Source organism: Micromonospora sp. CA-240977, from assembly GCF_050942285.1.
In the GTDB taxonomy this organism is placed as follows: Bacteria; Actinomycetota; Actinomycetes; order Mycobacteriales; family Micromonosporaceae; genus Micromonospora.
The window spans coordinates 3,283,697-3,306,649 of sequence record NZ_CP192055.1 but is presented as its reverse complement, the minus strand read 5'-3'; the positions used below and the strand labels follow the sequence as shown (position 1 = coordinate 3,306,649).

22 protein-coding genes and 2 riboswitches are annotated in these 22,953 nt (G+C 70.7%); of the genes, 11 read left to right on the top strand and 11 right to left on the bottom strand.

The genetic code is table 11. From position 1 onward, the window contains the following. Nucleotides 1–64: 64 nt before the first annotated feature. From ACQPWW_RS15055 to ACQPWW_RS15040, 4 genes are all read left to right on the top strand, one after another. Nucleotides 65–1,012, top strand: coding sequence for an ion transporter (locus ACQPWW_RS15055; RefSeq protein WP_433133154.1), 948 nt, complete (start codon nucleotides 65–67; stop codon nucleotides 1,010–1,012). Between the two features lie 76 nt (nucleotides 1,013–1,088). Next, nucleotides 1,089–2,258 carry an acyl-CoA dehydrogenase family protein gene (locus ACQPWW_RS15050; RefSeq protein WP_433133152.1) on the top strand — a complete coding sequence of 390 codons (1,170 nt, stop codon included), beginning with the start codon at nucleotides 1,089–1,091 and terminating at the stop codon, nucleotides 2,256–2,258. Then, the gene (locus tag ACQPWW_RS15045; protein WP_433133150.1) at nucleotides 2,258–3,103 is read left to right on the top strand and encodes a phosphate/phosphite/phosphonate ABC transporter substrate-binding protein; all 846 of its coding nucleotides are present in this window, start codon (nucleotides 2,258–2,260) and stop codon (nucleotides 3,101–3,103) included. The genes ACQPWW_RS15050 and ACQPWW_RS15045 overlap by 1 nt, the downstream gene beginning before the upstream one ends. Continuing rightward, on the top strand, nucleotides 3,100–4,317 hold the full coding sequence (locus ACQPWW_RS15040) for a ferritin-like domain-containing protein (RefSeq protein WP_433133148.1): 1,218 nt from the start codon (nucleotides 3,100–3,102) through the stop codon (nucleotides 4,315–4,317). The genes ACQPWW_RS15045 and ACQPWW_RS15040 overlap by 4 nt, the downstream gene beginning before the upstream one ends. Nucleotides 4,318–4,367: 50 nt before the next feature. On the opposite strand, the gene ACQPWW_RS15035 is transcribed toward ACQPWW_RS15040, so the two are convergent. Both ACQPWW_RS15035 and ACQPWW_RS15030 read right to left on the bottom strand, forming a co-directional pair. After that, nucleotides 4,368–4,718, bottom strand: coding sequence for a DUF1330 domain-containing protein (locus ACQPWW_RS15035; protein WP_433133146.1), 351 nt, complete (start codon nucleotides 4,716–4,718; stop codon nucleotides 4,368–4,370). A gap of 125 nt (nucleotides 4,719–4,843) precedes the next feature. After that, nucleotides 4,844–5,434 (bottom strand): TetR/AcrR family transcriptional regulator, encoded by a 591-nt coding sequence (locus ACQPWW_RS15030; RefSeq protein WP_433133144.1) that lies wholly within the window; start codon nucleotides 5,432–5,434, stop codon nucleotides 4,844–4,846. Between the two features lie 116 nt (nucleotides 5,435–5,550). Between ACQPWW_RS15030 and ACQPWW_RS15025 the strand changes: the two genes are divergently transcribed. Continuing rightward, nucleotides 5,551–5,904 carry a TraR/DksA family transcriptional regulator gene (locus ACQPWW_RS15025; RefSeq protein WP_433133142.1) on the top strand — a complete coding sequence of 118 codons (354 nt, stop codon included), beginning with the start codon at nucleotides 5,551–5,553 and terminating at the stop codon, nucleotides 5,902–5,904. A 126-nt stretch (nucleotides 5,905–6,030) separates the two neighbouring features. On the opposite strand, the gene ACQPWW_RS15020 is transcribed toward ACQPWW_RS15025, so the two are convergent. The 3 genes from ACQPWW_RS15020 to eno all read right to left on the bottom strand — a co-directional run bounded on the left by ACQPWW_RS15020 (nucleotide 6,031) and on the right by eno (nucleotide 9,215). Further along, the gene (locus ACQPWW_RS15020) at nucleotides 6,031–6,522 is read right to left on the bottom strand and encodes an N-acetyltransferase family protein (protein WP_433133140.1); all 492 of its coding nucleotides are present in this window, start codon (nucleotides 6,520–6,522) and stop codon (nucleotides 6,031–6,033) included. A gap of 187 nt (nucleotides 6,523–6,709) precedes the next feature. Then, on the bottom strand, nucleotides 6,710–7,753 hold the full coding sequence (locus ACQPWW_RS15015) for a hypothetical protein (RefSeq protein WP_433133138.1): 1,044 nt from the start codon (nucleotides 7,751–7,753) through the stop codon (nucleotides 6,710–6,712). Between the two features lie 196 nt (nucleotides 7,754–7,949). Further along, nucleotides 7,950–9,215 carry a phosphopyruvate hydratase gene (gene eno, locus ACQPWW_RS15010; RefSeq protein WP_433133136.1) on the bottom strand — a complete coding sequence of 422 codons (1,266 nt, stop codon included), beginning with the start codon at nucleotides 9,213–9,215 and terminating at the stop codon, nucleotides 7,950–7,952. A 118-nt stretch (nucleotides 9,216–9,333) separates the two neighbouring features. On the opposite strand from eno, the gene ACQPWW_RS15005 reads away from it, so the two are divergent. After that, the gene (locus ACQPWW_RS15005) at nucleotides 9,334–10,248 is read left to right on the top strand and encodes a MerR family transcriptional regulator (RefSeq protein WP_433133134.1); all 915 of its coding nucleotides are present in this window, start codon (nucleotides 9,334–9,336) and stop codon (nucleotides 10,246–10,248) included. Here ACQPWW_RS15005 and ACQPWW_RS15000 read toward each other — a convergent pair. Next, complete coding sequence (locus ACQPWW_RS15000) at nucleotides 10,245–11,240, bottom strand: ribonucleotide-diphosphate reductase subunit beta (RefSeq protein WP_433133132.1); 996 nt, start codon at nucleotides 11,238–11,240, stop codon at nucleotides 10,245–10,247. The genes ACQPWW_RS15005 and ACQPWW_RS15000 overlap by 4 nt on opposite strands. 41 nt (nucleotides 11,241–11,281) lie before the next feature. Next, nucleotides 11,282–13,600 carry a ribonucleoside-diphosphate reductase subunit alpha gene (locus ACQPWW_RS14995; protein WP_433134355.1) on the bottom strand — a complete coding sequence of 773 codons (2,319 nt, stop codon included), beginning with the start codon at nucleotides 13,598–13,600 and terminating at the stop codon, nucleotides 11,282–11,284. Between the two features lie 196 nt (nucleotides 13,601–13,796). Next, nucleotides 13,797–14,013, bottom strand: a riboswitch (cobalamin riboswitch). 562 nt (nucleotides 14,014–14,575) lie between these two features. Here ACQPWW_RS14995 and ACQPWW_RS14990 point away from each other — a divergent pair. Together ACQPWW_RS14990 and ACQPWW_RS14985 are read left to right on the top strand one after the other, a co-directional pair. Beyond that, nucleotides 14,576–15,970, top strand: a complete 1,395-nt coding sequence (locus ACQPWW_RS14990) for an L-fuconate dehydratase (RefSeq protein ID WP_433133130.1) — start codon at nucleotides 14,576–14,578, stop codon at nucleotides 15,968–15,970. Nucleotides 15,971–15,979: 9 nt separating this feature from the next. Continuing rightward, nucleotides 15,980–16,702: a FadR/GntR family transcriptional regulator gene (locus ACQPWW_RS14985; protein WP_433133128.1), complete on the top strand. Its 723-nt coding sequence runs from the start codon at nucleotides 15,980–15,982 to the stop codon at nucleotides 16,700–16,702. Nucleotides 16,703–16,803: 101 nt separating this feature from the next. Here ACQPWW_RS14985 and ACQPWW_RS14980 read toward each other — a convergent pair whose 3' ends face one another. The 4 genes from ACQPWW_RS14980 to ACQPWW_RS14965 all read right to left on the bottom strand — a co-directional run bounded on the left by ACQPWW_RS14980 (nucleotide 16,804) and on the right by ACQPWW_RS14965 (nucleotide 20,918). Next, the gene (locus ACQPWW_RS14980; protein ID WP_433133126.1) at nucleotides 16,804–17,622 is read right to left on the bottom strand and encodes an ATP-binding cassette domain-containing protein; all 819 of its coding nucleotides are present in this window, start codon (nucleotides 17,620–17,622) and stop codon (nucleotides 16,804–16,806) included. Continuing rightward, nucleotides 17,622–18,674 (bottom strand): ABC transporter substrate-binding protein, encoded by a 1,053-nt coding sequence (locus ACQPWW_RS14975; protein WP_433133124.1) that lies wholly within the window; start codon nucleotides 18,672–18,674, stop codon nucleotides 17,622–17,624. Before ACQPWW_RS14975 ends, ACQPWW_RS14980 begins: the two co-directional genes overlap by 1 nt. A 40-nt stretch (nucleotides 18,675–18,714) precedes the next feature. Beyond that, complete coding sequence (locus ACQPWW_RS14970; RefSeq protein ID WP_433133122.1) at nucleotides 18,715–19,722, bottom strand: ABC transporter permease; 1,008 nt, start codon at nucleotides 19,720–19,722, stop codon at nucleotides 18,715–18,717. 317 nt (nucleotides 19,723–20,039) lie between these two features. Further along, complete coding sequence (locus ACQPWW_RS14965; protein WP_433133120.1) at nucleotides 20,040–20,918, bottom strand: amidohydrolase family protein; 879 nt, start codon at nucleotides 20,916–20,918, stop codon at nucleotides 20,040–20,042. A gap of 250 nt (nucleotides 20,919–21,168) precedes the next feature. Further along, nucleotides 21,169–21,310, top strand: a riboswitch (cobalamin riboswitch). 35 nt (nucleotides 21,311–21,345) lie between these two features. Between ACQPWW_RS14965 and ACQPWW_RS14960 the strand changes: the two genes are divergently transcribed. From ACQPWW_RS14960 to ACQPWW_RS14950, 3 genes are read left to right on the top strand one after another with little or no spacing between them, the layout of a single operon-like run. Continuing rightward, nucleotides 21,346–21,549, top strand: a complete 204-nt coding sequence (locus ACQPWW_RS14960) for a CbtB domain-containing protein (RefSeq protein WP_433133118.1) — start codon at nucleotides 21,346–21,348, stop codon at nucleotides 21,547–21,549. Then, complete coding sequence (locus ACQPWW_RS14955; RefSeq protein WP_433133116.1) at nucleotides 21,540–22,310, top strand: CbtA family protein; 771 nt, start codon at nucleotides 21,540–21,542, stop codon at nucleotides 22,308–22,310. The genes ACQPWW_RS14960 and ACQPWW_RS14955 overlap by 10 nt, the downstream gene beginning before the upstream one ends. Beyond that, nucleotides 22,307–22,903 (top strand): histidine phosphatase family protein, encoded by a 597-nt coding sequence (locus tag ACQPWW_RS14950; protein ID WP_433133114.1) that lies wholly within the window; start codon nucleotides 22,307–22,309, stop codon nucleotides 22,901–22,903. Before ACQPWW_RS14955 ends, ACQPWW_RS14950 begins: the two co-directional genes overlap by 4 nt. Nucleotides 22,904–22,953: the final 50 nt, after the last annotated feature.

Genomic DNA, 22,953 nt, shown 5'->3' with positions numbered 1-22,953 from the left:
ACGACGATGCCCGGGGACGGGGCCGCACGGCGATCCCGGCGGCCGTGATCGAGCCGTCCGACCGGTGAGTGGCCCATCGGTGCCCGCCCAGCGGCGGGAGCCCGGCCCGCCCGAGCAGCACCGGTCCGGCTGGTCCGAGCACTCTGCCCGGCTCGCCGGCTCACGTCCCTTCGAGATCGTCATCGTGGTGGTCATCCTCGCCAACGGGATCGTCCTCGGCCTGGAGACGTACGACGACCTGACTGCGGCGGGCACGGCACTGCACTGGTTGGAGTTGTTCTTCCGCGCCGTCTTCGTCGTCGAGATCGGCGTCCGACTGGCGGCCTACGGCAGGCGTCCGCAGGACTTCTTCCGGCACGGCTGGAACGTCTTCGACTTCGTGGTGATCGCGGCGATCTTCATACCGGGCCTGCACGGCGATCCCGCGCTACTGCGCGTCGTGCGGGTCGCCCGCATGATCCGGCTGGTGCGGTTCTCGCCGGGCCTGCGGACCATCGTCTCCGCGCTGTGGCGCAGCCTGCCGGGCGTCACCGGTTTCCTCGCCCTGGCCGTGGTGACGCTCTACGTGTACGGCATGGCCGGCTGGCTGATCTTCGGCAGCAGGTACCCGGAGCAGTACGGCGACATCGGCCGTTCGTTGCTGACGTTGTTCGTGCTGCTGTCGCTGGAGACGCTGCCGGACCTCGTCGAGCAGGGCATGGCCATCTCGCCGTGGACGCTGCTCTACTACGTCAGCTACGTAATCATCACCGTCAACCTGCTGCTCAACATCCTCATCGCCGTCATCGTCAACTCGATGGAGGAGGCCCGCCGGTTGGAGATGACCGAGCGACTGGCCCCCGACTACGACGAGGACGGCGACGGCGTACCGGACGAGGTGGACCGCATCGCGCTCACCCAGCGGCTGGACGACCTGCGGGCGGTCATCGCCGAGCTGGAACGCGAGTTACGGATCGACAGGGAGGACGGGCACGGCCGATCGCAGCGGGACGGCGCCCGTACCAGACGGTGATCCGACGCTCGCGTTGAGTGCTCCCGTTCGGATAGTGTCGACGGCGGTCCCACCGCTTCGGCCGAAGGGCACCGCCATGACGACAAGCGTCGACAGCGTCCACTCCGACGCCGACGTGGCAGATCCGCTCGGCACCGTCATCGACGAGGTGATCCGCCCGCAGGCGACCATTGTCGACAGGGAGGGGGCCTTCCCGCGACCGGGTGTCGACGCCCTCGCCGCGGCCGGTCTGCTCGGTCTGGCCTCCTCGACCGAGGTCGGTGGCGGCGGCCACGGCATGCGCGTGGTCGCCGGGGTCGTCGAGCGGCTGGCCGCCGAGTGTGGGTCCACCGCGATGGTGGTGCTCATGCACTACGCGGCGACCGCCGTCATCGAGGCGCACGGCCCGCGCGAGGTCCGCGCGGCCATCGCCACCGGCGGCCATCTCGCCACGTTGGCCTTCTCCGAGTACGGCTCGCGCAGCCACTTCTGGTCGCCGACCGGCACAGCGAGCACCACCGGCGACGGCACTGTCCGCCTCGACGCCCGCAAGAGCTGGGTCACCTCGGCCGGGGAGGCAAACAGCTACGTCTGGTCGAGCCTCCCGGTGTCCCGCGACGCCGGTCCGATGACGCTCTGGCTCGTGCCCGCCGACAGCACCGGTCTGACCGTGACAGGTGATTTCGACGGGCTCGGCCTACGCGGCAACGGTTCCCGGCCGATGACCGCCGACGGGCTCCGGGTCCCGTCGACGGCGATGATGGCGGCCGACGGCGCCGGGCTCGACACCGCGCTCGCGGCGGTCCTCCCCTGGTTCCTGGTGCTCAACGCCGCGTTCTGCCTGGGGCTTTCCGGCAGCGCGGTCGCGGAGGCCGGTCGGCATCTCACCGGGACGACGCTCACGCACACCGGCGCCGCCCTGCGCGACGCGCCCGTCACCCGACGCGACCTGGCCCGACTGATGATCCGCACCGATGCCCTGCGGGCTTTCCTGGGCGACACCCTCACCGCGCTGGAGACCGGCCGCGACGACGCGATGCTGCGGGTGTTGCAGGTCAAGGCGCTCGCCGGCGAGACCGTCGCGGACGTGACCGACGGCGCGATGCAGCTCTGCGGCGGCAGCGCGTTCCGCAGGGAGTTGGGCCTCGAGCGCCGGTTCCGCGACGCGCGGGCGGCCCGGGTGATGGCGCCGACCACCGACGCCCTGCTCGACTTCGTCGGTCGGGTCGCCACCGGGCTGCCGCTCTTCGACTCGGCCAACCGCTGATGCCGGCGCCAGCCGTCCTGATGGGCGCTGTCGCGTACGACCCCAAGGTGGTGACCATCTGGGCGGGTTTCCGGGCCTGGCTGCGCGGCCGGGGCCTGGACTTCGACTTCGTCCTCTACTCGCACTACGAGCGACAGGTCGAGGATCTCGTCGCCGGGCGGATCGACGCGGCATGGAACTCGCCCCTGGCCTGGCTGCGGGCCGAACGGTTGGCGGCAGCCAGCGGCACCGTCGTGCGCGCGCTGACCATGCGCGACACCGACCAGGACCTCACCTCGGTCGTGGTGGTGCGCGCCGACTCACCGGTGCGACAGATAGCGGATCTTGCCGGGAAGAGGGTCGCCGTCGGTGCGGTGGACAGTCCACAGGCGACGCTGATCCCGCTGGATCACCTCGCGACCGCCGGCGTCGAGGTCGACGTGCGTCGGTTCGACGTCGGTGTCGGCCTGCACGGCGACCACGTCGGCGGGGAGCGCGACGCGGCCCGCGCCATGCTGAGCGGGGAGGTCGACGCCGCCTGCATGATCGACGCCAATCACCTGGCGTTCGTGCGGGAGGGCACGCTGCCGCCCGAGGGCACCCGGATCGTCGGGCAGACCGCGCGCTACGACCACTGCACGATGACGGTCCGCGAGCCGGAGTCCGCCGGGGTCCAGCTCTTCGGCACGCTGCTGCTCGGCATGTCGTACGCCGATCCGCAGGTGCGTCCGCTGCTCGACCTGGAGGGGCTGACGGCCTGGAAGGAGGGCCGCACCACCGGGTACACAGTGCTCGCCAGGGCGGTCGACGTCAGCGGGTTCTACTCCCCCGACGGGCGGGTGACGGCCGCGGACTACCGGCCGTGAGCGGGGCGCCGGCCGCCGACGTCGAGGTCCACCTCGGTGACCTGGGCTTCGGCCGGGGAGCGCACCTGCTTGTGCAACGCGCCCTGGCCGGCCTGCCACCCGGAGGTCGCGTGGCGGTCCTCGGCCGTGACCCGGCGTTGCCCGTACACCTGCCCGCCTGGTGCCGGGGCCGGGGTCATCGGGTCGAATGGCCGGGGCGGGGCGACCGGAGCGAGCTGGTGGCGGTGGTCGTCCGGGGCACCGCGGACGACGACAGGTGGTTCGGCGCCGAACGAGCCGGTTCCGCGCTGCCGTCGGCGCTGAGCAGCCGCCCACCGGCGCGGTGGGGGCTCGGCGCCCGGGGCGCGCTGTTCGAGGCCGGTGGTCCCGAGGCCCGGTTCGACCTCGACGATCGCGACCTGGTGTGGGCCGATGTCGCTCCCCAGTTGTACGCGCAGGCCGCCGCGCGACAGTGGGATCCGCAGACCGCTGTGCCGTGGGACGACCCGGTGGTGCTGCCGGCCGACGTCGAGGCGGCCGTGGTGCAGGTGATGACCTACCTGGTGGAGAACGAGCAAGCCGCGCTCGTCGTTCCGGCCCGGTTCCTGGGGCGCATCCACCCGCACTTCCGGGAGGTGGTGCAGCTCCTCGCCGTGCAGGTGGCCGACGAGGCGCGGCACATGGAGGTGTTCAGCCGGCGGGCGCTGCTGCGGGGCGCCGAGCTGGGCACGTCGTCGGCCGGCGGCCGGCAGTCGCTCTTCACGCTCGTCACGGAGTCCGACTTCGCGCTCGCCTCGTTTCTGCTCTCCGTGCTCGGGGAGGGCAGCTTCGTCGATCTACTCTCGTTCCTGCACCAGTTCGCGCCGGACCCGGTGACGCGCCGGATCTGCTGGCTCGCCATGCAGGACGAGCGCCGGCACGTGCTGTTCGGCATGGCGCACCTGGAGCATCAGGCACAGCTCGACCCGGCACTGCGGGATCGACTGCGGGCGGCCGTCCACAGTCGCCACGACGCGCTCGCCGACACCGCCGGCCTCAATGCAGATGTCTTCGACGCGCTGGTGGTGCTCGCGTCGGGGGGCTGGCGCCCGGACGACGTGTCCGCCGGCTACGACCGGGTGCAGGCCCTGCAACACGCGATGGATCAGGGCCGCCAGCGCCGGCTGGTCCGGCTGGGTTTCCGGCCCGACGAGGCCGCCGCGCTCTCGGCCCTGCACACCCGCAACTTCATGTAGGCGCGCCCCCGCGTACGGCGTTTCGTACGCGGGGGCCGAGGTCCAGCACGTCACTGGCCGAGCAGGGTCCGGATCTGCTGCGCGTAGCCGGCCACCGTGAACTCCGGGCCGACCGAGTCCACCAGGATCAGGTCATTGATGGTGTGTGCGGTACGCAGCGACAGGATCGCCTGGTACTCGGGCGAGTTGTACCAGGCCTTCGCGGTCGCCGCGTCCGGGAACTCGATCAGCACGACCGAACCGGGCCAGGCGCCCTCGATGACCTGCACCTCGGCATCGACGGCGAGCCACTTGGCGCCATACGCCTCGGTGGTGGCCTGGACCTGCTCCAGGTACCGCAGGGACTCCTCGGTGGGCACGCCGCCGGGGATACGCAGGTGGTTGATCAGGTACGTGCTCATGTCCGACTCCTCAGTGCGGGTGATGGGTCTGCCGGTCGAAGGCGTACGACCGGTCGTCTTATAACTTGCAAAAACTGCGACATCAGGGAGCAACGCCCCTCGTCACGGCTGGTGATCCACAGGGATCAGGTGAGGATCCGCGTCGTGGTGATCGTGAAGAACTCCCGGAGGGCATCCGGGTTTCCGGAAGCCTTCGCCCGCGCTGCCGCCCCCTCGTAGCCGGAGACCACGAAGCCGGCGAGTTCGCGGGCCGGTTCGTCGCCGTGCAACTCGTCGGCGGCGCGTGCCTGATCGATCGCCACGGTGAGAGCGGCGACCCACCGGCCGAAGCCGGCGTCGACGGCGGCGCGTAGGACGTCGCTGTGCGCCGGGATCTCGTTGGCGAAGTTGCCGAGCAGGCAACCCCGGTCTCCCATGGTGTCGCCGAGGCCGGTGATGCGGCGGAGGTGGTTGACGATCCGCTCGCGCGGCGAGCCGCCCTGCTTCTCGTCGAGCATTTCCAACCCCATCGCCGCGGAATATCTCGCCACCGAGTCGAGGGCGAGGTCCTCCTTGCTGGCGAAGTGGTTGTAGAAGGTGCCCTTTGGTGCTCCGGCGGCGGCGACGATGTCCTGGACGCTCGTGCCGTTGTAGCCGCGCAGGTGAAACAGGTCCAACGCCGCGTCGGACAGCCGTTGCCGCGTCCCGGCGGAGCCCGGCGACTTCGGTCGTGGCATGGCGTGGCGCTCCTTCCGGTCGGGCTTCGGCTGGCTGACACCCAAACGATATGACCAGTCGTCTCGGAATGCCAGAGATGTGACCGCAGTCATCCCCCAGTACGGTGGGAAAGGCCATGAACAGGGATTCCAGCGCGGTCCGTGAGGAGTTGCTGCGGCTTCGCGAGCAGACCGAGGCTCAAGCCACCGCCTTGAACGGCGACCTGCGGAGCCTCTTCGAGGCGTCCCGGTCGTCCAACGCCGACGACGAACACGACCCCGAGGGCAGCACCATCGCCTTCGAACGCGCGCAGCTCACCGCCGTTCTGGACGTCACCCGCCGACGGCTGGCCGAGTTGGACATCGCGTTGCTCCGGGTGGACGACGGCAGCTACGGCGTGTGCGAAGGCTGTGGCCGCCCGATTCCCGCCGAACGCCTCGCCGCCCGCCCATCGGCGCGAACGTGCGTGGCCTGCGCCAGCCGACGGTGACGGCACCAGCTGACCGGGGACGCGGTCCGCCCGACCGCCGGGAGAAACGTCCGACCGCGCGAGCTGTCGCGCGTCCCGCTCCGGGAGCGCTTTTCGCGCCCGCGCCGGGCACGACCTCGCCAGCGCTCAGACAGAGCTACGCCGTTCCAGCAGTACCACGTCACGCCAGCGGCCGTGGTGGCGACCAACCCGTTCGCGTACGCCGACCACCCGGAACCCGGCCCGCTCGTGCAGCGCCAGGCTTGCCGCGTTCTCCGGGAAGACCCCGGACTGGATCGTCCAGATGCCGGCCGCCTCGGTCGAGGTGATCAGAGCGTCCAGCAGCAGCCGGGCGACCCCACGGCCCTGGGCGGCCGGGTCCACGTAGACGGAGTGTTCGACCACCCCGGCGTACACCTCCCGGGTCGAGGTCGGCGAGACCGCGACCCAGCCGAGGACCGCGCCGAGGCGGTCGACGGCCACGAACCGGTGCGCGGCCAGGCGCGCGGCGTCGAACGCCGCCCAGGTCGGCGCGGTGACCTCGAAGCTGGCGTTGCCGGCGTCGAGGCCGGCCTGGTAGATGGCCAGGACCCGGTCGGCGTCGGCGTCGGTCATGGGTCGCACGGTCAGCTCGGTCATCACGCGTTCCTCTCTGGCCGGGGTCGCTGCCTCGACGACGCCGGCCGCCGCTACTCACGGCCAGAAACCACTGCCTGGCCACGCCGGCCGAGACGACCACCCGCGCCGCCGCGCACCAGCGGTGATCGGAAGTCGACCGGGTCGACCGCCTTCCGATCACCGTAGCTGGCGGGAGGCCCTCGCCGCGCTACCGCCGTGCGCCGGCGGGAACCACCGTGACAACCTGCGTTTGGGTCACGCTCTCGCCGATAAAGGGGTCGTTCGGCCAGTAGCTGGCGTGCAGGTATCCCGTCTGGGAGGGCGCCAGGTCGAGTGCGAAGCGCCCCCGGGCATCGGTGTTCACGGGTCCATACTGGTTGTAGCAGCCGTTGTCGTCGCAGAGGACGAACAGGACCGCGAAGACCTGGTTGGGCAGCGGCGCCCACCCGGACGAGGTGAGCCAGGACAGCCGGCCGCTGACCCGGACGGTCTCGCCCGCGACGACCCGGGTGCGGTTCACCGTCGCGGTGACCCGCGTCTTGCGCGGCACGACCGGTAGCTCGAATCGGACCTCCGCGGACCGCTCATAGTCGAACCCGCCGGACGAGCCCGCGTATCCCACCAGAACTTCCGTCTTCGGGCCGTAGGCGTACACGGTGACGGTGCCCTCGAACGAGCCGTCGGCCGCCGTCTGCACCGGGGGAAAGTTGTACGCCGCGTTGATCTCCACGGGAAAGTCGGCGAGCGGGCGAACCTCGCCCGTGCCGGGCCACCGGCCCTTGAGCACGCCGCGCACGGTCACGTCGCGGTGGTCGTAGTCGACGCTTGTGCGGTCGACTGTGACACCCTCCAGGAAGGTGGTGACCCGGTAAAGCAGCGAACCGGCTCGCTCCTGCCGTACGTGGTTGCCCGCAACGTCGGTGACCTCGACGTGCACCTCGTAGTCACCAAGCTCGTCGAGGATCAGGGGAGCCGAGGTTGCCCAGATGGTCGCGTCCGGGTCTGTCGACAGGAGCACGAAGTCCGAGGTTTCGGCGACCGGAGCCCCGGTGTCCTCGGTGACGAGCTCGGCGCGAATGTCGGCGACCGGCTGCGTCGAGGTGATGGAGACGAACAACCGGCCCGGTTCCAGGTTGGAGCTGTAGGCGCGGTTGACCTGCAGGAGGTCGGCGGCCTGGGCAGGTGCCGGCGCGGCGCTGACAACCAGCGCCACGCCGAGCACGCCGGCAGCGAGAACTGACCTTCTCTTCATGAAACCCCCGTTGAGAACCCGTCAGATCGACGGAAGTGAACCCCCAGTTATAGGGATTTGGAGGTCGTCGCGCAACCGGCGCGGAGTTACGGCACCAGCGGCCGGCCCACTCCTTGACGTCCTACCAGCACGGCGGACGGGTGGTGCGACCCGCGGTGCGGGGGCGGTGCCGAGCCGGCAGGGCGAAGTCGCGCCCTCAACGACGCCCGGCGTAGACGGCGCGGTCGCCGAGCTCCTCCTCGATGCGGACGAGCTGGTTGTACTTGGCCGTGCGGTCCGCGCGCGACAGCGAGCCGGTCTTGATCTGGCCGCAGCCGACGCCCACCGCCAGGTCGGCGATTGTGGTGTCCTCGGTCTCGCCGGAGCGGTGCGACATCACCACCCGGTAGCCCGCCTTGTGGGCGGCGTCCACCGTCGCGAGGGTCTCGGTGAGCGTGCCGATCTGGTTGACCTTGACCAGGATCGCGTTGGCGTAACCGCCCTCGATCCCGTCGCGCAGCCGGTCGACGTCGGTGCAGAAGACGTCGTCGCCGACCAGCTGCACCCGCTCCCCCGCCAGCCCGGTCAGCCGCTTCCACCCGGCGATGTCGTCCTCGGCCATCGGGTCCTCGACCGAGCTGATCGGGTACCGGGAGACCAGGTCGAGCAGGTAGTCGACGTGCTCCTCGACGCCGCGCCGCCGCCCCTCGCCGACGTAGTCGTAGACGCCGTCGCGGAAGAACTCCGAGCTGGCCGGATCGAGGCAGATCGTCAGGTCGGTGCCGGGCTCGTAGCCGGCGTCCTCGATGGCGCGCAGGACGAAACGCAGCGCCTCGTCGGCATCAGTGACGTTCGGCGCGAATCCGCCCTCGTCACCGACGTTGGTGCTGTGCCCGGCCGCCGCCAGGGACGCCCGCAGGGTGTGGAAGACCTCCGAGCCCATCCGGACCGCCTCGGCGAACGTCCGCGCCCCGACCGGAGCGACCATGAACTCCTGGAAGTCCAGCGGGTTGTCGGCGTGCGCGCCGCCGTTGATGATGTTCATCATCGGCACCGGCAGCAGCCGGGCGCCCACCCCACCGACGTAGCGGTAGAGCGGCTGCCGGTGCGCCAACGCCGCCGCCTTGGCCGCCGCCAGGGACACCGCGAGGATCGCGTTGGCGCCCAGTCGACCCTTGTCCTTCGTACCGTCGAGCGCGATCATCGTCTCGTCGATCAGCGCCTGGTCCTCCGCGTCGAGCCCGACCACCGCGTCGGCGATCGCACCGTTCACGGCGGCGACCGCCGTCGTGACGCCGCTGCCGTGGAACCGCGTGGGGTCCCCGTCGCGCAGCTCGACCGCCTCGTTCGCCCCCGTCGACGCCCCGGAGGGGACGGCCGCCCGCCCGGTCGACCCGTCAGTGAGCACCACGTCGGCCTCCACCGTCGGGTTGCCCCTGCTGTCGAGGATCTGCCGACCCCGTACCCGGCTGATTGCCGTCATCACACACTCCCTGCTCACGATGCCTTTTCGCAGCCAGACTGGCAGGAAACGGCGGTCCTGGCACCGCGACGATGGACACGTTGACCCGTACCCCGGGGTGCGGGTTTAGGGTCGCGGGATGCGGGTGGGTGAGCTGGCACGACGGACCGGGACGACGGTCCGGGCCTTGCGGTACTACGAGTCGGCCGGGTTGGTCGTGCCGCGACGGCTGGGCAACGGCTATCGCGAGTACGACCCGATCGCGGTGCGGTTGGTGGCCCAGATCCGTGAGCTGATGGCGCTCGGCCTCACCGTCGAGGAGACCCGCCCGTTCGTCGAGTCGATCGCCGGTGGCGCCGACGACACCGACGTGTGCGCGGCGGCGGTGGCCACATACCGCAGCACCATCACCAACCTCCAGGAACGGATCGGCAGGTTGACCGCCCAGCGGAACGCGCTGGACGCGCGCCTCGACGCCGCCGCGACCCAGGTCGTCCCCGGCGGCGCGGCGGTCGGCGTCGACCCCGCCGCGCTGGTCGGGACCAGCCTGCCGCCGCTGTCCTTCTACGGCACCGACGGCCACCCGGTCGACCTCGGCGCGCTCGGCGCCGGGCGCAGCGTCATCTTCGTCTACCCCCTGACCGGGCGGCCGGGCGTCGACCTGCCCAACGGGCTGCTGGAGGTCCACGGCGCCCGGGGCAGCACCGAGCAGGCGGCCTGGTTCCGCGACCACCACGCGGAACTCCGCGCGGCCGGCGCGGCCCGGGTGTACGGCCTGTCCGCACAGTCGACCGGGTACCAGCGGGAACTCGTCCACCGGCTGCGGCTGCCCTACCCGCTGATCCCCGACCCGCGGCTGACCCTGGCCGCCGCCCTGCGGCTGCCGACCCGCACCGCGGGGGACATGACGCTCTACGAGCGGTTGACCCTGATCATCGCCGACGGCGAGGTGGAACACGTCTTCCACCCGATCCCGGACCCGGCGTCGCACCCCCTGCACGTCATGCGGTGGCTCACCAAGCGACGCCGGGCCCCCGGATCGGTCGCCGCCTAGAAGTCGTCGTCGAAGGCGACAGTGCCGGCCACCCCGACCTGGTACGCCGAGACGCGCCGCTCGAAGAAGTTGGACAGCTCCTGCACGTCCTGCAACTCCATGAAGGCGAACGGGTTGCTCGACCCGTAGTGCGGGGCGATGCCGAGCTGGGCCAGGCGGCGGTCGGCGACGTGCTGGAGATACTCCCGCATGTCGGCGAGCGTCAGGCCGGGCACCCCGTGGCCCACCAGGTCCTCAGCGAACTGCACCTCACATTCGACGGCCTCGGCGAGCATCTGCCGCACCTGGTCGGCGAGGGCGTCGTCGAACAGGTCCGGCTCCTCGGCGCGGACGGTGTCGACGACGTCGAACGCGAACGCCATGTGCATCGACTCGTCGCGGAACACCCAGTTGGTGCCGGAGGCGAGACCGTGCAGCAGGCCACGGGAGCGCAGGAAGTAGACGTACGCGAACGCGCCGTAGAAGAACAGCCCCTCGATGCAGGCGGCGAAGCAGATCAGGTTGAGCAGGAACATCCGCCGGTCGTCCCGGGTCCGCAGCTCCCGCAGGTCGTTCAACGAGTCGATCCAGCGGAAGCAGAACTCGGCCTTGCGGCGGATCGAGGGGATGTTCTCGATGGCCGCGAAGGCGGCGAACCGCTCGGTCTCGTCCGGCACGTACGTGTCGAGCAGGTTCAGATAGAACTGGACGTGCACTGCCTCCTCGAACAGCTGCCGGGACAGGTAGAGGCGACCCTCGGGGCTGTTGACGTGCTGGTAGAGGTTGAGCACCAGGTTGTTGGCGACGATGGTGTCGCCGGTGGCGAAGAACGCCACCAGGCGGCTGACCAGGTGCCGCTCGGCCGGGGACAGCTTGTCCAGGTCCGCGAGGTCGGCGTGCAGGTCCACCTCCTCGACGGTCCAGGTGTTGCGGATGGCGTCGCGGAACCTGTCGAAGAAGTGCGGGTAGCGCATCGGGCGGAGGGTGAGGTCCATCCCGGGGTCGAGCAGCATGTGCGTGGTCCTCGTGTCTGGGGTGGTGGGGTCGGCGACGGTCACTGGCAGGCCTCGCACGACTCGGGGTTCTCCAGCGAGCAGGCCAGCGCCTCCGCGTCGGCCGGCACCGGGGCGACGACCGCGACGGTGGCCTGCTGGATCCGCGTGGCGGGGCGGGAGCGCAGGTAGTAGGTGGACTTCAGCCCGGCCTTCCAGGCGTACAGGTACATCGACGAGAGCTTGCCGATTGTCGGCGCGGCCAGGAACAGGTTCAGCGACTGGGACTGGTCGATGAACGGGGCGCGGGCGGCGGCCAGGTCGATCAGGGCGCGCTGCGGCAGCTCCCAGGCGGTGCGGAACAACTCGCGGACGCCGGCCGGCAGCTCGGCGATGTCCTGCACCGACCCCTCCGCCCGCTTGATCGCCGACCGGATCCGGTCGGTCCACAGGCCACGGGCCTTCAGCTCGCGGACCAGGGCGGTGTTGACCTGGAGGAACTCCCCCGACAGGGTCTCGCGCTTGAAGAGGTTCGACACCTGCGGCTCGATGCACTCGTAGCAGCCGGCGATCGAGGCGATGGTGGCGGTCGGGGCGACCGCCACCAGCAGCGAGTTGCGCAGCCCGTCCGCCGCGACCCGTCGCCGCAGCGCGTCCCACCGGGCCGTCTGCGTGCCCTGGACACCCCACAGGTCGGGCTGCAACTGGCCGCGCGCGGCGCGGGTCTGCCCGTACGCCGGGTGCGCGCCGAAGTCACGCGCCAGGTCGGCGGAGGTCTCCAGCGCGGTCAGGTACAGCTCCTCGCTGATCCGGGTGGACAGCTCCCGGGCGGCCGGGGAGTCGAACGGCAGCCGCAGCGCGAAGAAGACGTCCTGCAGACCCATCAGCCCGAGCCCGACCGGCCGCCAGCGCGGGTTGCTGGCCGCCGCCTGCGCGGTCGGGTAGTAGTTGATGTCGATGACCCGGTCGAGGAAGGTGACGGCGGTACGGACCGTGGCGCGCAGCCGCTCCCAGTCGATGCCGCCGTCGGTGAGGTGGGCGGCGAGGTTCACCGAGCCGAGGTTGCACACTGCGGTCTCGGCGTCACTGGACACCTCGATGATCTCGGTGCACAGGTTGGACAGGTGCACCACGTTGCCGTCCTCGGCGGTCTGGTTGCACAGCCGGTTCGCGGCGTCCTTGAAGGTCATCCACCCGTTGCCGGTCTGGGCGAGGGTGCGCATCATCTTCCCGTACAGCTCCCGCGCCGGGACCTGCCGCACGTGCCGGCCCTGCGCCTCGGCCTCCCGGTACGCGGCGTCGAACCGCTCGCCCCACAGGTCGGGCAGCTCGGGCACCTCGTGCGGGTCGAACAGCGACCACATCTCGTCGGCCTCGACCCGGCGCATGAACTCGTCCGGGATCCAGTTGGCCAGGTTCAGGTTGTGGGTGCGCCGGGCGTCCTCGCCGGTGTTGTCCCGCAGTTGCAGGAACTCCTCGACGTCCGGGTGCCACGGCTCCAGGTAGACGCAGGCCGCGCCCTTGCGCCGGCCGCCCTGGTTGACCGCGGCGACGCTCGCGTCCAGCGTGCGCAGCCACGGCACGATCCCGTTGGACTGCCCGTTGGTGCCGCGGATCAGCGCGCCCCGGGACCGGACCCGCGAGTACGCGATGCCGATGCCGCCGGCGAACTTGGACAGGTTGGCGACCTGGGCGTACCGCTGGTAAATGGAGTCCAACTCGTCACGCGGGGAGTCGACCAGGTAGCAGGAGGACATCTGGGTGTGTCGGGTGCCCGAGTTGAACAGCGTCGGTGAGCTGGGCAGATAGGCCAGGCTGGACATCAGCCGGTAGAAGCCGACCGCCTCGTCCGGCGTCTGGGACAGCCCGCAGGCCACCCGCAACAGCCAGTACTGCGGGGTCTCCAGCACCGCCCGGGTGGTGGGGTGGCGCAGCAGGTACCTGTCGTACACAGTGCGCAGGCCGAAGTACTCGAATCGCCGGTCGCCGTCGGGGTCGACGGCGTCGTCGAGCAGCGGGGCGTGTGCGGCCACGAACGCCGCGGTGTCGTCGCCGATCAGACCCTCGGCGTGGCCGAGCCGGATCGCCGCGCTGAACGACGTGACGCCCTGCCGACGCACCTCCTTGTCGACGTAGCCGGACAGCAGCCGGGCGGCGAGGCGGGAGTACTGCGGTTCCTCACCGATCATCTCGGCCGCGGTCTGGATGGAGAGCCGGTCCAGCTCGGCCGTCGTCGCCCCGTCGTACAGGCCGCTGATCGTGCGGGTGGCGACGCGCATCGGGTCGACGTCGGTCAGGTCGTCGGCCCACCGCTCGACCGCCCGGACGATCTTGTTCAGTTCCACGGATTCGGTAGTGCCGTTGCGCTTGCGGACCTGCATCGGCGTCCGCCGCACGGCCGCGTCTCCGCCGGCCGGGACTACCTCGGTGACTGTCACCACTCACTCCTCGCGAGTTCGAGACCTGATGGCCCCTCGGACGCGTGGAGACAGACACCGGCGGACGCCACGCCGGCACGGCGTGGGTCAGATGGCGTCAGCCGTCCCACGCGGCCTCGGACCGCCGCCCACCCGGGTGCGGGTACGCGGCGCGCTGGCAGGTCTTCGGACTCGCGGGCACGACCGGGTTGGCCGGTCTCCTACTGACCGTCGCTTCCCAGACCGATTCGTGGCCCAGTGCTGATGACGGCGGTCGTTCCCACTCACCGCTGCGGGACAGTCCCGGATTCACACCGGGTTCCCTCTTGCCTCGACCGCTCGGGCTGAGCGGCCGAACCAGCTGCGTTCGACACCATATATAGGGACGCTGCCGTTGTCACACCCCACATGTCGGTCCCGGGCGTGTCGGCGGCGGCGCCGTGACGGTCGTCACCGGCTTCGCCAACGAGGCCGATCCGCGCGAACGCGCGGCGGGTCGACGCCCGCGCGGGACGCGGCAGGCGAGCGGGTGTCGACATTCGGAAAGGTGTGATGTATTAAGTCTCTAGATGTAAAGACCCCTACCCATATCCGGCCGTCAATGCGACTATGCGGAGTGGACATCCAATCTTCCGGGCCGCTCTCCGCCCCCGCGCCGTCGTCCCGATCGGGCCGGGAACGCCTCAGCAGCCCACGAGCCGAGGAGGAGCCGCCGCGCCGTTAGGGCGCCTACCAGCGCGACGAATCCTGCCAACAACGCGGTCGGTCCGGCGGGCCGGGCCTGCCGGTCGGGAGGACGACCCGCTGACGAATCCGTACCACGAAAAAAACATTCGATGTCTTCGATTCCTGGGCGATCGACGTCGTTGACGCGTCGGATTGGCCCTCCGTATACTCCCTGAGATCATCTGATCTTTAGCCTAGCCGGGCGAGGAGCGCATGCCGCAGATCACCGCCGTCACCGTCGAGGACGTCCGCTTCCCCACCTCCCTGACCGCTGACGGCTCCGACGCCATGAACAAGGACGGCGACTACTCGGCGGCCTACGTCGTCCTGCACACCGACGGCGTCGACAGCACCGGTGCGCCGCTCACGGGCCACGGTCTGACCTTCACCATCGGCCGAGGCAACGACATCGTCGTCGCGGCGGCCGTCCACCAGGCACAGCGCCTCGTGGGTGTGGACGTCGCGACCATGGCGGCGGACATGGGTGCGGTCTACCGCATGCTCACCTCCGACTCCCAGCTGCGGTGGCTCGGCCCGGAGAAGGGCGTCGTGCACCTGTCGCTGGCCGCCGTGCTGAACGCCTCGTGGGACCTCGTCGCCCGGGTCGCCGGCAAGCCGGTGTGGCGGCTGCTCGTCGACATGTCCCCCGAGCAACTCGTCGACATCGCGGACCTGCGCTACCTGTCCGACGCGCTGACCCGGGACGAGGCACTTGCCATCCTGCGCGCCAAGGAGAGCACGAAGGCCGCCCGCCTCGCCGAGCTCGAGAAGACCGGCTACCCCGCCTACACCACCTCGGCCGGCTGGCTCGGCTACGGCGACGACAAGCTGCGCCGGCTGTGCCAGGAGGCGGTGGACAGCGGCTACGGCTACGTGAAGCTCAAGGTGGGCGCCAACCTCGAGGACGACATCCGCCGGTGCGGCATCGCCCGGGAGATCCTCGGCCCGGACCGCAACCTGATGATCGACGCCAACCAGGTGTGGGACGTCGGCCAGGCCATCGAGTGGGTGAAGGCGCTCGCCCAGTTCGAGCCACTGTGGATCGAGGAGCCGACCAGCCCCGACGACATCCTGGGCCACGCCGCCGTCCGCCGGGCCGTCGCGCCGATCGGGGTCGCCACCGGCGAGCACTGCCACAACCGGGTGATGTTCAAGCAGTTGTTCCAGGCCGAGGCCATCGACTTCTGCCAGTTGGACACCGGCAGGCTGGCCAGCATCAACGAGATCGTCGCAGTGCTGCTGCTCGCCGCGAAGTTCGACATCCCCGTGTGCCCCCACGCCGGTGGTGTCGGGCTGTGTGAGATGGTCCAACACGTGTCGGTGCTCGACTACGTCGCGATCTCGGGGGATCTCACCAACCGGGTCACCGAGTTCGTCGACCACCTGCACGAACACTTCACCGACCCGTGCATCATCCAGGACACCGGTTCGGGCAGCGGTTACGTCCTGCCGCGCCAGCCCGGCTACTCCACGCGGATGCGCCCCGAGTCGGTCGAGCTCTACCGCTTTCCGGACGGCCACTACTGGGCGGCGACAGACACGACTACGGTGTCAGTTTCGGAGCCGTACGTGATCGCGGGTGGGACGGCCACCCCCGCCGGCCGCTAGGGGGTTGTCATGTCGCGCACCGACGAGGTGGTGAACGGCATCAAGCGGATGATCCTCGAAGGGCACTTCAAGCCCGGGGACCGACTGCCCATCGAGAAGGACCTCGCCGAGTCGCTCGGCGTCTCACGGGGTTCGCTGCGCGAGGGGATGTCGGCGCTGTCGATCCTCGGCATCGTCAACATCCGCCAGGGTGACGGCACCTACGTCACCAACCTCGACGCGCCGCAACTGCTGGCCCCGATGGGCTTCGTTGTCGACTTCCAGGGCCAGGGCGACCCGCGGCACGTCCACATCGTCCGGCGGCTGCTGGAGTGCGAGGCCGCCCGCCTGGCGGCGACCAGGATCACCGACGAGGCCCTCGCCCAGGCGGGGGTGCTCCTCGACGAGGCGGCTCGGATCGCCGGTCGGTCGCCGCAGGAACACGAACGGATCATGGAGATCGACATCGCGTTCCACCGGATCATCGCGGTGCACGCCGGCAATCCGGTGCTCGTGGGTCTGATCGAGGCGTTCGCCGGGCGCACCCTGCGCGGGCGGCTCTGGCGGAGCCTGCACGAGGAGGGCGCGGACCGGCGTACCCACGACGAGCACGTCGCGATCCTGAAGGCCCTCGTGGCCCGGGACCCGGAGCGCGCCCGGATCCGGATGGCCAACCACCTGATCGGGGTGGAGGAATCGCTGCACGGGCAACCCGACGACGGTGACGCCAACGTCGAGCCGACACGGTTCTGAGCGCCCGTCCCGGCCCGGCGTCCGACGGCCCGCTTCGCACCCACCGACGGCTCCGGGGCGCGCTTTCGATCACGTGATCGCGCGCGCCCCGGTCGACGATGTCAGCGTTCGTCCCGCTCTCCGCTGGTGCTCCCGGTCATCGCCGCGACCAGGTCGTCGGTGGTGACCTCGTCCGCGCGCAGTCGGGCCGCCCGCCGGCCGAGCCGCAGCACCTCGACCCGGTCGGCGATCTCGAGCACCTGCGGCATGTTGTGGCTCACCAACACCACCGACATGCCGGCGTCGCGGGCCCGCCGGACCACGTCGAGCACCCGGCCGGTCTGGACGACACCGAGCGCCGCGGTCGGCTCGTCGAGGATGACCACATTGGTCGCCCAGATGATGGCCCGGGCCACCGCGACGCACTGGCGCTGCCCACCGGACAACATCGCGATCGGGGTGGTGACCCGGGAGATCCGCACCCCCAGCTCGTCGAGGGCCGCGGCGGCGCCCTGCCGCATGGCGCGCTTGTCGAGCAACCCCAGCCGGCCGAGCGGCCCCGAGCGCAGGATCTCCCGACCGAGATACAGGTTGGCGGCCACGCTCAGGTCGTCGGCGACGGCGAGGTCCTGGTAGACGGTCTCCACCCCCGCGCGCCGGGCGTCGACCGGCGTGGAGAACTGGACGGGACGACCGTCCACCCGGATCTCGCCCTCGTCGGGCGGGTGCACACCGGACAGCGTCTTGATCAGGGTGCTCTTACCGGCGCCGTTGTCGCCGATCAGCGCGACCACCTCACCACGGTGGACCGTGAAGTCGGCGCCGCGCAACGCCTCGACGTGCCCGAACCGCTTGACGATGCCACGGGCTTCGAGGACCGGCGGTTCGTCGGCGGTCGGTTTCTGGTCGCTGTCGGCGGTGGCCGTCGGAGTCGTGCCCATCACTGCACCGGCGGGTTGGCGCAACTCGGCTCGAGCACCGCCTTGATCTCCGCGGAGTCGATGTTCTCCTTGGTGACGAACGTGACGCCGGTGTCGGCGGACGCCAGCGGCGCCTTGTCCCGCAGGTGCTTCACCATCTTGTCGACGCCGAAGTAGCCCATCTTGAACGGGTTCTGCACGACCAGCGCGGAGATCTGGCCGCTGCGCACTCCGGCGATCTCGTCCGGGGCCGCGTCCCACCCGATGATGACAACCTTGCCGGACTTCCCGGCCGCCTGGATGGCCTGCGCGGCGCCGAGCACGCTCGGCTCGTTTGCCGCGAAGACACCCTTCAGGTTGGGGTTGGCGGTGAGGATGTTCTCGGTGACCCGTCGCGCCTCGTTGACGTCGCTCTTGCTCGGCTGTTGGCCGACCAGCTTCAGGTTGGGGTACTGGGCGAGGCCGGCCTTGAAGCCGTCGACCCGCTCGGTGTTTGTCTGCGATCCGGGCTGGAACTCGACAAGCGCCACCTCGTGGTTGCCGGGGCCGAGTTCGGTGGCGAGCAGCTTCGCCGCCTCGGTGGCCGACGCCTTGTTGTCGGTGGCGAAGAGCGGCACGCTCGACGGCTGCGGGCTGGTGCCAGAGTCGATCATGGCGACCGGGATGTTGGCACTGAGTGCCTTGTCGGTCGCCGGCGCCAGCGCACTGGAGTCGGTCGCCGCGTACACGATGCCGTCGACCTTCTTGGTGACGAAGTTCTGGATCAGGTTGACCTGGCCCTCGACATCGGTCTCGGTGGTCACCCCGTCCCACTGCACGGTGACGTCCCCCGCGCGCTGCGCGGCGCACTCCGCGCCCGCCTTCACGGTGTTCCAGTAGTCGGCGCCGACGGCCTTCGGCACGACGGCGAGCTTCAACGGGCCGCTCGCGTCCTTCGTCGCGCCGTCGCCCCCGTCGCGGACCTCGACCCCGCCGCAGGCGCTCAGCAGAGCGGTCGCCGCGGCCGCGGCCAGAACGGCCCGTACACCCAGGATCGACCGTCGCGTCCGCCGGCTGGTGGTGGTGTGCGCCATGGTGTGTGTCCTCTCTCGTTCGGAGTCTCGGAATGGCATGTCAACCCCGTGATTCCAGCCGCCGTCGGCGGTACTGGTCGAAGTAGACGGCGGCCCAGATGATCAGGCCGACGATCACCTGCTGGTAGTGGATGCTGATGTCGAGCAGCACGGCGCCGTTGCGTACCAGGGCGATGAGGAACGCGCCGATGATGGTGCCGACGATCCGGCCCTGGCCACCGAAGAGACTGGCGCCGCCGATGACCGCGGCGGCGATGACATCGAGCTCCAGCGAGATCCCGTAGTTCGGCTGGCCGGAGTTGACCCGGGAGGCGGCGATCATGCCGCCCAGCCCGACCAGCACGCCCGCCAGCACGTACACCCCGGTCAGGTGGCGCCCCACCCGGACGCCGGAGCGGCGGGCCGCCTCCAGGTTGGAGCCCATCGCGTAGGTGTACTGACCGAAGCGGGTCTGGGAGAGCAGGAAGGCGACCCCGACCGCGACCAGGACGGTGATCACCACGGCGAAGGGAATGCCGAGGATCTGCCCGTTGCCGAGCAACTGGAAGGAGCGGGGCAGGCCGTAGACGCCGACCGCGCCGGTGATGATGAAGACGAGACCGCGGCCCACGGACATCGTGCCCAGCGTCGCGATGAACGGCGGGATCCGGGCCACTGTCACAAGCAGCCCGTTCAGCAGGCCGGCCAGCGCGCCGACACCGATCGCGACCACCGTCGCCGCCCAGAGCGGGAAGCCGAGGTCGCGGACGACCATCGCCCCCGCGACACCGGCGAGCGCGGCGACCGACCCCACGGAGAGGTCGATGCCCTTCGTGATGATGACCATCGTCTGCGCCGTGGCGATGATGGCGATCACCGCGGTCTGCGCCCCGATGTTGAAGAGGTTGTCCGCCGTCAGGAAGTAGGGGCTGGCGAAGGTCAACGCGACGAACAGGACGACGAGCGCGGTCGCGGCGGTCAACTCGGAGACGGCGTGGGAGATCCGTTCGCGGAACCAGTCGCTGAGTTCGCCGCGCTGCGCGCCGACGGATGCCTCGGCGGTACTCATCGTCGGATCTGACCTCCCCAAGCGTGGCGCCGGCGCGCGACGGGGGAATCCCGACGAGCCGGCCACCTCTGAGCCACCGAGCCTCCTCGGCCGGGCACGCGGGCTAGTGCCCACAGCACCCGTCGAGATAGGTCGGATGTTTCCCTCGATCAGGCGTTACCTTGCCACGCATTGACTCATGTTGCCAAGGTCTTACGGGGATGTTGTCGTCGTTACCCGGTGCGGATGCGGCATACGTCTGATCAAACTGGCACAACCTGCGGCCCGCCGACCGGCCCGGCCCGCGCTGCGGCCCGCCGGTCGGCGCGGCCGCGGGGTCACGCCGCGTCCAGCCGGTACGCCCGGCGGGCCGTCCGCCGCCAGATCGCCGCCCGCTCGTCGTCGCCCAACGGGTCCAGCAGTTCGGTGAGGACCTCGACCCAGCGCGCGTACGAGGAGGCGAGCAGACACACCGGCCAGTCCGAACCGAACATCAGCCGGTCCGGGCCGAACGCGTCGAGCGCGTGCTCGACGGCGGGCCGAAGGTCCGCCGCCGTCCACGAGGGGCCGTCCACCTCGGTCACCAGACCGGAGAGCTTCGCCGTCGTGTTGGGCTCGGCGGCGAGCGCCCGCAGGTCGCGCGGCCAGTCGCCGAGGCCGGCGTGCCCGAGCGAGGGCTTGCCGAGGTGGTCCAGCACGAACCGCATCTCGGGCAGGTCGCGGACGAGCCGGGTGGCCGCCGGCAGTTGGTGGTCGCGTACCAGCAGGTCGAAGGCGAGACCGGCGGCGCCGACCGCGGCGATGCCGCGCCGGATGTCCGGCCGGTCGAGGTACGCCGGATCGGGCTCGGACTGGACGAGGTCGCGAATGCCCACCAGCCGCTCTCCGCCGCGGGCCGCCCGGAGCCGGTCGAGGCGGTCGCCGACGTTGTCGGCGGTGAGGTCGACCCAACCGACGACACCGGTGATGAGGGGGTCGTCGGCCGCGATGCCCAGCAGCTCGGGCGTCTCCGTCCGGACGGCGACGGACTGCACCACGACGGTCTGGGTGACCCCGGCGGCCCGGGCCGCCGGGGCGAGATCGAGCGGGGTGAAGTCGCTGTCGATCGCGGCCATGGTGTGCGGATCGATCCAGGGCTGCGGGTGCCGTGCCCGGACCCAGAGATGGTGGTGCGCGTCGACGATGCCCTGGCCCGGCGCAGCCTCGGTGGTCGTCATCGGACACGTCCTGGCATGCTCACGTACTTCTCCCCCACCCGCACAGTCATTGGTCAGATGTCCGGGTCGGCTCGGTTGCTTCGAAACCGATCCGGCAGTTTGACCATGTTAGCGGTAACAGGACGCCTGTGGGGCCGCCGAACGGGTGCCTCGGCGCAACCAAGCATCATATCTTTGGAATTTAGCTGTGTCGATACTATCGCTCACCCGAGGCCGACACCCCGTCCGTGGGGCCGGGTTGACCGCCTGCGGCGGCACCGATACCGTCGACCCACTATCTGCGGCGACGCGAGGGAAGCCGGTGTGAATCCGGCGCGGTCGCGCCACTGTAAGCGGTCCCAGCCTCAACGGGTCCGCGAGCCAGGACGCTCGGTCGTCCGCAGCCTTGCGATGGGGACGCGTCATCCCCGGGGAGGTTCGTGATCTCATGTCTGCTTCCACGTCCAGCCAGCCGTTGGTGCGTCCCGCTGGCACCACCCGTCTGCTGTGGACCGTCCTGGCCACCGTCGTACTGCTCAGCCTGCTGGCCTACCTCGTCGCCTTCGATCAGGGAGCGGTCTCGCGCAGCGGGACGTACCTGCACGAGCTGATGCACGACGGCCGGCACCTGCTGGGTGTCCCGTGCCACTGACGTCCACCACCGCTCCCCCGTTCGTCACCGTCCTCGTCCGCGGGCTGCTCGCCGGCCTGATCGCGGGCCTGCTCGCCGGGGCGTTCGCCTACGTCGCCGGCGAACCCCACGTCGAGGCGGCCATCGCGATCGAGGAGGCGGCGACGCACGCCGAGCCCGCGGTCGGCGGGCACGACCACGAGGACGCCCTGGTGAGCCGCACCGGTCAGCGTGGCGGCCTGTTTCTGGCCACCAGCCTGTTCGGCGCCGCGATGGGTGGCCTGCTGGCCACCGCGTACGTGCTGCTGTCCCGCCGGCGGCGGACCTACGACGACGGCCGCTCGGGCCTGCTGCTGGCCGGCGCGGCCCTGCTCGGCGCGGTGATCGTGCCGTTCCTGAAGTATCCGGCGAACCCGCCGGCCGTCGGCGACCCGGCCACCATCAACCAGCGCACCGTCACCTACCTGCTGATGGTGGTGCTCGGCCTGGTGGCGGTGTGGGCCGGCTCGCTCGGCTATCGGGCGGTCGGCGGCACGGCGCCGACGTGGCAGCGCGCCGCCGCGGCCACCGGCGGGTTCCTTCTGGTCGCCGTGGTGTCCTACGTGGTGATGCCCTCCTTCCAGGAGGTCCCGGAGGACTTCCCGGCGGCCCTGCTGTGGGACTTCCGGCTGGCCTCGCTCGGCACGCAGGTGGTGCTCTGGACCGGGATCGGCCTGCTGTTCGCGGCCCTGATGCACCACGACCTGCGCCGCCGGACCGCCACCGCGCTGCCGGGCACGTGACCCCCACCAGCCTCCGGCTGGTCGCCCATGGTCACACCGCCGCCCTGCGTCGGGCCCGCTTCGGCGCGCCCGACGACGGCCTGGACGAGGGTGGCCTGCGTGCCGCTCTTGCTCAGGCCCACGGAGATCCGGGCCGGCGTGGGCACCTCGGCGTGCACGACACCTGCCTGTCCAGCCCGGCGGCCGCGGCCCGGCAGACCGCCGAAACCTTCGGCCTGGTGCCGACGATCGAGACGGCGTTGGCCGACTGTGACTACGGCGACTGGTCCGGACGGTCGCTTGAGGAGGTCGCCGGCACGCACCTACAGGCGCTGCGGGAATGGTTTGCCGCGCCGGACTCGGCGCCGCACGGTGGTGAGTCCGTGACGGCCGTGCGGGATCGGGTCGGGGGCTGGCTGGACGAGCAGCGCGGCGCGGGTCGACGCATCATCGCGGTCACCCACCCGCTGGTGATCCGGGTCGCGGTCGTGCACGCCCTCGGTCTGCCGATGGCGGCGTACCGGCATCTTGACGTGGAGCCGTTGGCGGTCGTCCGGCTCACCAGTGCGGGCACGCGTTGGCAGCTTCGACTGGGCGCTCAGCGAACAGCGTGAGGTCAGCGGGCCGTGCCCACCAGGAGTGGACACGGCCCGCGCGGGTCAGT